General features: G+C 58.0%; 9 protein-coding genes. 2 read left to right on the forward strand and 7 right to left on the reverse strand.

Annotation, left to right across the window (positions count from 1 at the left end):
* The first annotated feature begins 384 nt into the window (after nucleotides 1-384).
* A complete protein-coding gene (locus tag EGJ22_RS25100) occupies nucleotides 385-1,317 on the forward strand; it encodes an AraC family transcriptional regulator (protein WP_025999690.1) in 933 nt (310 codons plus the stop codon).
* Nucleotides 1,318-1,478: 161 nt separating this feature from the next.
* On the opposite strand, the gene EGJ22_RS27035 is transcribed toward EGJ22_RS25100, so the two are convergent.
* From EGJ22_RS27035 to EGJ22_RS25125, 7 genes are all read right to left on the reverse strand, one after another.
* Complete coding sequence (locus EGJ22_RS27035; RefSeq protein ID WP_354668545.1) at nucleotides 1,479-1,580, reverse strand: hypothetical protein; 102 nt, start codon at nucleotides 1,578-1,580, stop codon at nucleotides 1,479-1,481.
* A 294-nt stretch (nucleotides 1,581-1,874) separates the two neighbouring features.
* A complete protein-coding gene (locus EGJ22_RS26720) occupies nucleotides 1,875-2,192 on the reverse strand; it encodes an SDR family NAD(P)-dependent oxidoreductase (RefSeq protein ID WP_228759039.1) in 318 nt (105 codons plus the stop codon).
* A complete protein-coding gene (locus EGJ22_RS27040) occupies nucleotides 2,189-2,269 on the reverse strand; it encodes a hypothetical protein (RefSeq protein WP_354668546.1) in 81 nt (26 codons plus the stop codon). The genes EGJ22_RS26720 and EGJ22_RS27040 overlap by 4 nt, the downstream gene beginning before the upstream one ends.
* Nucleotides 2,239-2,520 carry a hypothetical protein gene (locus EGJ22_RS26725; protein WP_025999689.1) on the reverse strand — a complete coding sequence of 94 codons (282 nt, stop codon included), beginning with the start codon at nucleotides 2,518-2,520 and terminating at the stop codon, nucleotides 2,239-2,241. Before EGJ22_RS26725 ends, EGJ22_RS27040 begins: the two co-directional genes overlap by 31 nt.
* Complete coding sequence (locus EGJ22_RS26325) at nucleotides 2,507-2,785, reverse strand: zinc-binding dehydrogenase (protein ID WP_025999688.1); 279 nt, start codon at nucleotides 2,783-2,785, stop codon at nucleotides 2,507-2,509. Before EGJ22_RS26325 ends, EGJ22_RS26725 begins: the two co-directional genes overlap by 14 nt.
* 332 nt (nucleotides 2,786-3,117) lie before the next feature.
* Entirely contained in the window at nucleotides 3,118-4,125 is a 1,008-nt protein-coding gene (gene cydB / locus EGJ22_RS25120) for a cytochrome d ubiquinol oxidase subunit II (RefSeq protein ID WP_016969245.1), read from the reverse strand.
* 38 nt (nucleotides 4,126-4,163) lie between these two features.
* Nucleotides 4,164-5,570 carry a cytochrome ubiquinol oxidase subunit I gene (locus EGJ22_RS25125; protein ID WP_050439964.1) on the reverse strand — a complete coding sequence of 469 codons (1,407 nt, stop codon included), beginning with the start codon at nucleotides 5,568-5,570 and terminating at the stop codon, nucleotides 4,164-4,166.
* 329 nt (nucleotides 5,571-5,899) lie between these two features.
* Between EGJ22_RS25125 and EGJ22_RS25130 the strand changes: the two genes are divergently transcribed.
* Entirely contained in the window at nucleotides 5,900-8,173 is a 2,274-nt protein-coding gene (locus EGJ22_RS25130) for an FdhF/YdeP family oxidoreductase (protein ID WP_125920450.1), read from the forward strand.
* Nucleotides 8,174-8,833: the final 660 nt, after the last annotated feature.

An 8,833-nucleotide genomic window follows, 5' to 3' on the forward strand; every position in this document is an offset into this window, starting at 1 on the left:
TGTAGCTGAAGGTGGTTCCGATCGCACTCCAGGTTACCAGCGTGTAGCTGAAGGTGGTTCCGATCGCACCCCAGGTTCCCAGCGTGTAGCTGAAGGTGGTTCCGATCGTACCCCAGGTTTCCAGCGTGTAGCTGAAGGTGGTTCCGATCGCACTCTAGGTTTCCAGCGTGTAGCTGAAGGTGGTTCCGATCGCACCCCAGGCTTCCAGCGCGTAGCTGAAGGTGGTTCCGATCAACTGAAAGCACGAGCTAAACGGTCGTAAGATAGTTTCACTAATTCTCGGCCCGGCTTTGCCGGGCCTTTTGTCATACCGAGCTAGTGGGGTATCTTACGCGTCCCTGTTTGCGCTATTCTCAGGATTAGACGATGTTCAGGGGCCTCGACATGTCAGAATCAAGTCCGCAACTCTTCCCAACCTTTGACGATCCGCTTTCATTTAAGCGGGCGGTAATTTCGTCGATTATTCGCCGTTTTACGACAGGTTCCGGAATATACCAAACCGCTATTGAGGGTCTCAATTTAGTTCGAAACGATACACCTACGGATACGCTGTATAGTGTTTATAAGCCTACACTGTGCTTGGTGGTGCAAGGTCGAAAGGAGGTTCGTCTATTTGGCGAGCGGTATGTATATGATCCTCTGAACTATTTGGTGATTTCTGTTACTCTTCCGCTCGCGGGTAAAGTTATTGAGGCATCCCCGGATGTGCCCTATTTAGGTGCGCTTTTAGACATTGATCCTGCTCAGATTAGTCAATTGATTGCTGATAGTAGTCCTGTCGGTGTCCCTAGTAATGGCGATGTAAGAGGGCTGTATCTTGGAAGTACTGATGGCCCGTTGCTGGATGCTTTGTTTCGCTTGCTGAGCTTGCTTGATAGCCCCGAAGATATCTCTCAGCTCGCACCTATGGCCTTGCGAGAAATATTTTATCGATTGCTGCGAGGTCAGCAAGGCCAGAGGCTCTACGAAATTGCAGTGGTCGACAGTCAATCATATAGAGTAACGCGAGCAATCGAATGGCTAAATAATAATTTTGCTGAACCTATGCGGATCGATGAATTAGCAAAATATGTAAATCTCGGGGTTTCGACTCTCCATCATCGTTTTAAAGCTGTTACTTCTATGAGTCCGCTCCAGTATCAGAAACAACTGCGATTGCACGAGGCTCGAAGGTTAGTGCTCAGTCAGTCAACCGATATTGCAACAGTAGCCTCTCAAGTAGGTTATGAGAGTCAGTCACAATTCAGTCGCGAGTATAGTCGGCTTTTTGGAACCTCTCCCTTACGAGATCGCGCTCGCCTTCGTCGGTCAGGCTAAGTCCATCTTCTATGGAGTATCTGAGAGAAAGGAGCTCTTTGACGTCTTAGGTGGTTCTTGAAAGTCGCGGCGATGATAGTGATCATGAGAACAAGTAGAACGACGCAGGGTATCAGCACCCAGTTTGACTTGAGTGGCCTGGGCAGAAAAAGATAGGCTGCCTATGAGCTTTCGAGTAATGGCAGCAATGTCCGTTTCGCGGGATAGTATATAAAGCTGCTCTCGCAACGTGCCTCGAATTTGCGCAGATGCCGACTCATCAAACCATCGACGACATCGGTGATCTAGGCGAACAGGAATAGAGGCATGGCTAGGGCGAGGATGGTTTCTCGCACTATAAACGAGGAGACTGTAAACAAAATCGCCTGCAAGTTGTCCTGACGACGACGTAAGCTACATCGAGTACCTGGCCTGTGATGAGGCGCTGTCTGGAGCACGCAGGTAGCGGGCGCATCGGCTATCTCCCAGGGCTGGCCTAGCCTGGGCAGTGGGGTGTTGGCGATAAGCGTCTCATCGGCCGCCGACGTGACGGTTTCAGCAGGGGTGTTTCGATGCGCCTAGGGGCCAGGGCATTGGCCGTAATGCCATAGGCCCCAAGTTTTCCTGGCAGGTGTCGAGTGAACCCGATGATGGCTGCCTTGGGTGGCACTGTAGTGGGAGGCCACAGCGTGCCATGTAACCACGAAGCCTTGGGCGCGCAATCTCTCGCCCTGAGCTTGTAGCGCTTGAGGGTTGAGGGTTGAGGGTTGAGGGTTGAGGTCGAGCAGTGCGACGGTAGCGCCTTCTTCGCAATAGCGCTGCGCAACCGCCGGACCGATGCCGCTCGCAGCACCAGAAACGAGCACATTCCTACCACTGTGACGACCTGCAATCATGGATTGATCTCCAGCATTATCTTGCCAATGTGACGACTGCTTTCCATCAGTGCATGTGCCTGGGAGGCTTCATGCAGCGGGAAAGTGCAGGAAGGCATTGACCTGCGCCAAGCAACGGCCAGACATCGGCCTGCAGGGCTGCAGCGATGTTGGCTTTTTCCGCTTTGGATCGGGCGCGGAGGGTCGAGCTGATAAAGGCCAGGCGCTTGAGTATGATCGGCATGACGTTCGACTCGGCCGTACTGCCTTCGAGAAAGGTGATCTGCACCAACTTACCTTCCACCGGCAGGGTGTCGATATTGCGCTGCAGGTAGCTACCCCCGACCATGATTGAGGATCAGGTTCACACCCTTGCCCTCGGTCTCGGCCCAGACCACCTCGGCGAAATCTTCTTCTCGGTAATTGATGGCCCGGCTGGTACCTGCGCTGCTACATGTCTCCAGCTTGGCCTCGCTGCCTGCCGTTGCCAACACCCGCGCGCCGAACTGATTGGCCAGCTGGATGGCGGTCAATCCGATTCCGCTAGACCCGCCATGCACCAGCACGGTTTCGCCGGGTAACAGGCGGTCGTGCTCGAATAGATTGGTCCACACGGTGAATTAGTTTCCGGCTGCAGTATTCAGCGTAGTCGCCACCTGGCGTGAGTGCGCACACCTACGCACCGACCTGCAATCCCTGCACGGCCGCACCCACGGCCACCACTTCGCCCGAGACTTCCAGGCCGAGGTAGGGTGAGGCTGAGGTAGAGTGAAGCATCGGCTGGCGGCGGATAGCTACCCGAGCGCTGCAATTCATCCGGGCGGTTCACACCGGTATAGGCGACCCGGATCAGCACTTCGTCGGCGGCCGGAGTGTAGATACCTACCTCGGTTACATGCATCAGTCAGCGTTGCCAATTGGGGGGGCGATCAACAGCATTGTCTGGCTAATGATAACCATCACCAATCTTAACTTTGCCGCGGAACACGTAGTAGCTCCAGGCCGTGTACACCAAGATGAACGGCAGGATGAACAGCGCGCCGATCAGCGCGAACAGCTGGCTCGCCACCGGCGAGGCCGCCTGCCACAGCGTAACCGACGGCGGGATGATGTTCGGCCAGATGCTTATGCCCAGGCCGCTGTAGCCGAGGAAGATTACCAGCAGGGTGAATAGGAACGGTGCGGCGGTGGCCCGGTGCGCCAGGGTGGTCAGGGTGCCTAAGAAGCAGAACAGCAGCAGCAGAGGCACCGGCAGGAAATAGAACAGGTTGGGCAGGCTGAACCAACGCTGGGCAATCTCGGGGTGGGCCAGCGGCGTCCACACGCTGATCACTGCGATGGCGATCAGCAGGCCCCAGATGAAGTACGAGGAGTAGCGGTACATCTCTTCCTGCAGACGCCCCTCGGTCTTCATGATCAGCCAGGTGCTGCCCAGCTGGGCGTAGGCCAGCAGCAGTGCGAAGCCACAGAACAGCGGGAACGGACGCAGCCAGTCGAGGGCGCCGCCGGCGTACATGTTGTTTGCCACCGGGATGCCATCGAGGAACGCCCCCAGGGCGACGCCCTGGGTGAAGGTGGCGATGATCGAGCCGCCGATGAACGCCTTGTCCCACCAGTGGCGGTTGCGCTCGCTGGCCTTGAAGCGGAACTCGAAGGCCACGCCGCGGAAGATCAGGCCCAGCAGCATTAGCACCAGTGGCAGGTACAGGGCGCTGAGGATCACCGAGTAGGCCAACGGGAAGGCGCCGAACAGGCCGGCGCCGCCCAGCACCAGCCAGGTCTCGTTGCCGTCCCACACCGGGGCGACGGTGTTCATCATCACATCGCGCTCTTCCTTGTCCTTGATCGCCAGGAAGAGGATACCGATGCCCAAGTCGAAGCCGTCCATGATGACGTACATCATCACGCCAAAGATGATGATCAATGCCCAGATCAAAGTGATATCCACGCCCATGGCCATCGCTCCTCAGGTTGCCGTCGCCTTCGACAGGGTCAGTGATCGTCCGCTGCGGACAGGGGGCGCGCGGGGGTCTTGGACTGGCCCGCGCCACCTTCGATCGGGTGCTCGCCTTCGTGGCGCTGCGGCCCCTTGTGCACCAGCTTGAGCATGTAGGCGATACCGGTGCCGAACAGCACGAAGTACACCACCACGAATGCCGCGAGGCTGACGCTCATCTGCGCGGTGCTCAGCGGTGATACCGCATGCTCGGTGCGCATCAGCCCGTAGACCACCCAGGGCTGGCGGCCCATCTCTGTGGTCACCCAGCCGGCCAACAGGGCGATCAGCCCCGCCGGGCCCATGCACAGCATGAACCGGAGGAACAACGGCGTGGTGTGCAGGCGGTCGCCACGGCGCAGCCACAGGCTCCACACCCCGGCGAGGATCATCAGCAGGCCCATGCACACCATGAGCCGGAAGGTCCAGAAGATCACCGTGGAGTTGGGCCGGTCCTCGGGGGGGAATGACTTCAGCGCCGGAATCTGGCGGTCGAGGCTGTGAGTCAGGATCAGGCTGCCCAGATAGGGAATCTCGATGGCGAAGTGGGTCTTCTCGGCCTTCATGTCCGGCCAGCCGGCCAGGATTAGCGGCGACGGCTCGCCCGGGACGTTCTCCCAATGCCCTTCGATGGCGGCGATCTTCGCCGGCTGGTGCTCCAGGGTGTTCAGGCCGTGGGCATCACCGACCACCGCCTGGATCGGCGCCACCACCAGGGCCATCCAGCAGGCCATCGACAGCATGGTGCGGGCCGGCTCGATGTGCTGGCGGCGCAACAAATGCCAGGCCCCCGAGGCGCCAACGAAGAACGCGGTGCTGAGGAACGCGGCGATCGCCATGTGCGCCAGGCGGTAGGGGAACGACGGGTTGAAGATCACCGCCAGCCAGTCCACCGGCACCGCGCGGCCGTCGATGATTTCGTGGCCCTGGGGCGTGTGCATCCAGCTGTTGGAGGAGAGGATCCAGAAGGTCGAGATCAGCGTGCCCAACGCCACCATGCAGGTGGCGAACATGTGCAGGCCTCGGCCTACCCGATCCCAGCCGAACAGCATCACACCTAGAAAACCAGCTTCGAGAAAGAATGCCGTGAGCACTTCGTAAGTCAGTAGTGGCCCGGTAATGCCGCCGGCAAAATAAGAGAACTGCGACCAGTTAGTGCCGAACTGATATGCCATCACCAGGCCAGAAACCACTCCCATTCCGAAGTTAAGCGCGAAGATCTTTATCCAAAACATGTAAAGATCGCGATACACCTCCCTACCGGTCTTCAGATACAGACCTTCCAGCACGGCCAGATAACTCGCGAGGCCTATGGTGATTGCCGGAAAAAGAATATGCATGGCCACTGTAAACGCGAACTGAAAACGAGCCAAATCAAGCGCCGTAGAGCTGAATGTTTCCATGGTTCTCGGCCTCACAGGGCGCGGCTTCAGTACCGCAATACGAATGAGACGCAACAAATGGATGAGTAGCTCATCGATTCGTTGCCTTGACATGTCGAAACAGTGTGGCTTGATTCTAGAACACGATTTTACCTTGTCGACCAAACTTTTGATTCCGGATCACCGGTAAGTTGGATCCACCTTTGTTGGTTGTCTTTATTTGACAAGGTTGTACGCTTTCCTCCTGAACTGTCACAACCAAACCCAATTCCTCAAGTCCGCTAGAAGAGCGGTTTATTACGCAACTAACGGTTTATATCGAAAAAATATAAAGCGTTTAAGGAGCGACCATGACGACTCGACGCAAGGTACCCGGTGTACGTAACTACGATGGCCCAGCTGGTGGCTGGGGGGCGTTGAAGGCGACTGCGACAGCGGTGCGAGAGCAGATGGATACGCTCAAAGCGCCCATTACGCTGATGCGCACCAACCAGCCGGATGGTTTCGATTGTCCCGGGTGCGCCTGGCCCGATAAGGAACATAAGTCGACCTTTCAGTTCTGCGAGAACGGCGCAAAGGCGGTGACCTGGGAAGCCACCAACAAGCGCGTCACACCTGAGTTTTTCGCCAACCACCCGGTGGCCACGCTGCTGCACCGCAGCGATTACGAGCTAGAAGACCTCGGGCGGCTGACCCATCCGCTGGTCTACGACCACGGCAGCGACACATACAAACCGGTCGAGTGGGAGCACGCCTTCGCCCGGATCGGTGAAATCCTTCGTGGACTGGAACCCAACCAGGTCGAGTTCTACACCTCCGGCCGCGCCTCCAATGAGGCAGCCTACCTGTACCAGTTGTTCGCGCGGGCATTGGGTACCAACAATTTCCCCGACTGCTCGAACATGTGTCATGAACCCACTAGCGTGGGTCTGCCTCGCTCCATTGGCATGGGCAAGGGCTCGGTGTCGCTGGACGATTTCGAATCGTGCGAGTTGGTGATCTCCATCGGCCACAACCCCGGCACCAACCACCCGCGGATGATGGGTACGCTGCATGAGGTATCCCGGCGCAAGGTGCCGATCATGGTCATGAACCCACTGCGCGAGCGGGCGCTGGAACGTTTCGCTGACCCGCAGGACATGATCGAGATGGCCACCTACGGCTCGACCCGGATCGCCTCGACCTACCTGCAGGTCAAGGCTGGTGGCGACGCGGCGGCAATTAAGGGGGTGATGAAGTCGCTGCTGGAGATGGAGGACTCGCTCGGCCAGGTGCTCGATTTCGAATTCATCGCCCAGCACACCAACGGCTTCGAGGCACTCAAGGCCGATCTGGTGGCCACCGCATGGCCCGATATCGAGCACGCCAGTGGTTTGACCAAGGCCGAGATGGAAAAAGTTGCTGCAGCCTACGCCAAATCCAACGCCACTATCGTCACCTATGGCATGGGCATCACCCAGCATAACGAGGGCACCGCCAACGTGCGGCTGATCTGCGATTTGCTGATGCTGCGTGGCAACCTCGGAAAACCCGGCGCCGGTATCTGCCCGCTGCGCGGCCACTCCAACGTGCAGGGCAACCGCACCGTGGGCATCACCGAGAAACCGTCCGCCGATTTCCTGCAGAAGATCGAGCAAATGCTGGGCTTCAAGCCGCCGGCCGATCACGGGCACGACTCGGTGCAGGCCATGCAGGCAATGATCGCCGGTACGTCGAAGGCGCTCATCTGCCTGGGCGGCAATTTCGCCGTGGCGCTGCCCGATCCGGCCCAGTGCTTCCCGGCCATGGGCAAGCTGGATCTGAGCGTACATATCGGCACCAAGCTCAACCGCACGCATCTGCTGGTGGGCAAGGAAACCTACCTGTTCCCCTGCCTGGGGCGCACCGAGCTGGACGTGCAGAACGGGGAGCGACAGTCGATCACCGTCGAGGACTCGATGTCGATGGTGCATGCTTCGGCTGGCAAACTGCTGCCCGCATCGGAGTTCTTGCGCTCGGAACCGGCGATCATTGCAGGCATGGCTAACGCGACGCTGCCGGACAGCCCCGTGCCTTGGCTGGAACTGGGTGCTGACTACGACAAGATCCGAGACCTGATCGAGAAGACTCTGCCGGGCTTCGACGACTACAACGCGCGTATCCGCGTACCGGGCGGTTTCCGGATGCCGTTACCGGCCACAGAGCGGGTGTGGATGACGCCCTCGGGCAAGGCCGAGTTCTTCGTCTTCCCGGGTCTACACGAGGACAAGGAAGTCGAGGGCGACGATGTACTGCGCCTGATCACCCTACGCAGCCACGACCAGTACAACACCACCATCTATGCGATGGACGATCGCTACCGCGGCGTGTTCGGCCGCCGCGACGTGCTGTTTATGAACCCTGCTGACCTGCAGGCGCGCGGCTTAGCCCACGGTGACTTGGTGGACATCGAGACGGTCACCCATGGTCGCAAGATGCGCTATGAACGCATCACTGCCATCGAGTACAAGATCTCACCCGGGTCGGTGGGAGCCTACTATCCCGAGGCCAACCAGCTGGTGCCGCTGGACTACATTGACGTGGACAGCGGAACGCCGTCGTACAAGTCGGTGCCGGTTAGGGTGATGCGTTCAGAGTTAGGTTGATTCGATTAGGAAGATGCCCATCCCTCTGAAATGAGATTTGAAGGGATGGGCATCAAGCCTCATGCAGTTACGTTCGTGCATTTAGTCAATTGTGAAAAGGATTGTGTAATCCAGCGCCGAACATCTCATCCAGACTGTAAGGACTGTAGTGCGTTGGCAGAGGCCAATGGACCAAAAGACCTGTTGGGTCAATTTTGAGGCGATCCAAGGAACGTTGACTCGGAATCTGTCCTTTCGTAGATCGCAGCTCGGCGAATCCGCGACTCGCTCAACCGAGCTTTGGGCACCCTCCATCCGTCACTCATCTCCCGTGCTTAGCTCATTCGCTACGAAACCTTATTGGGCGTTCTGATCAGTCATTTCAGTGAAATTGGCGACCCTCCCAGATCGCGGAATTTCAGAGTAGACGGTAGGTGAAAGGTCGCCCGATTGCTGAATGTCGTCGTCGCAGGCGATCGATCAAGCGTGTCCGCGAGAGGGGAAAGCGCCGGGGGAAAAAATTTTGGTTGTTGTTTTATACTGTGGGGGGGTATAGTATGACCACATCAACGGCAAGGGAGGATGGCAATGCCCCAGTGCCCCAAAGAGAAGGAGAAAGCTCTCGGACACGCTAGAGGTATTAGCGAGCAGGTCACGGCTCTAGAGCATGACCTGGAGGCT

It is taken from the genome of Pseudomonas sp. p99-361 (genome assembly GCF_003935475.1).
In the GTDB taxonomy this organism is placed as follows: Bacteria; Pseudomonadota; Gammaproteobacteria; order Pseudomonadales; family Pseudomonadaceae; genus Aquipseudomonas; species Aquipseudomonas juntendi.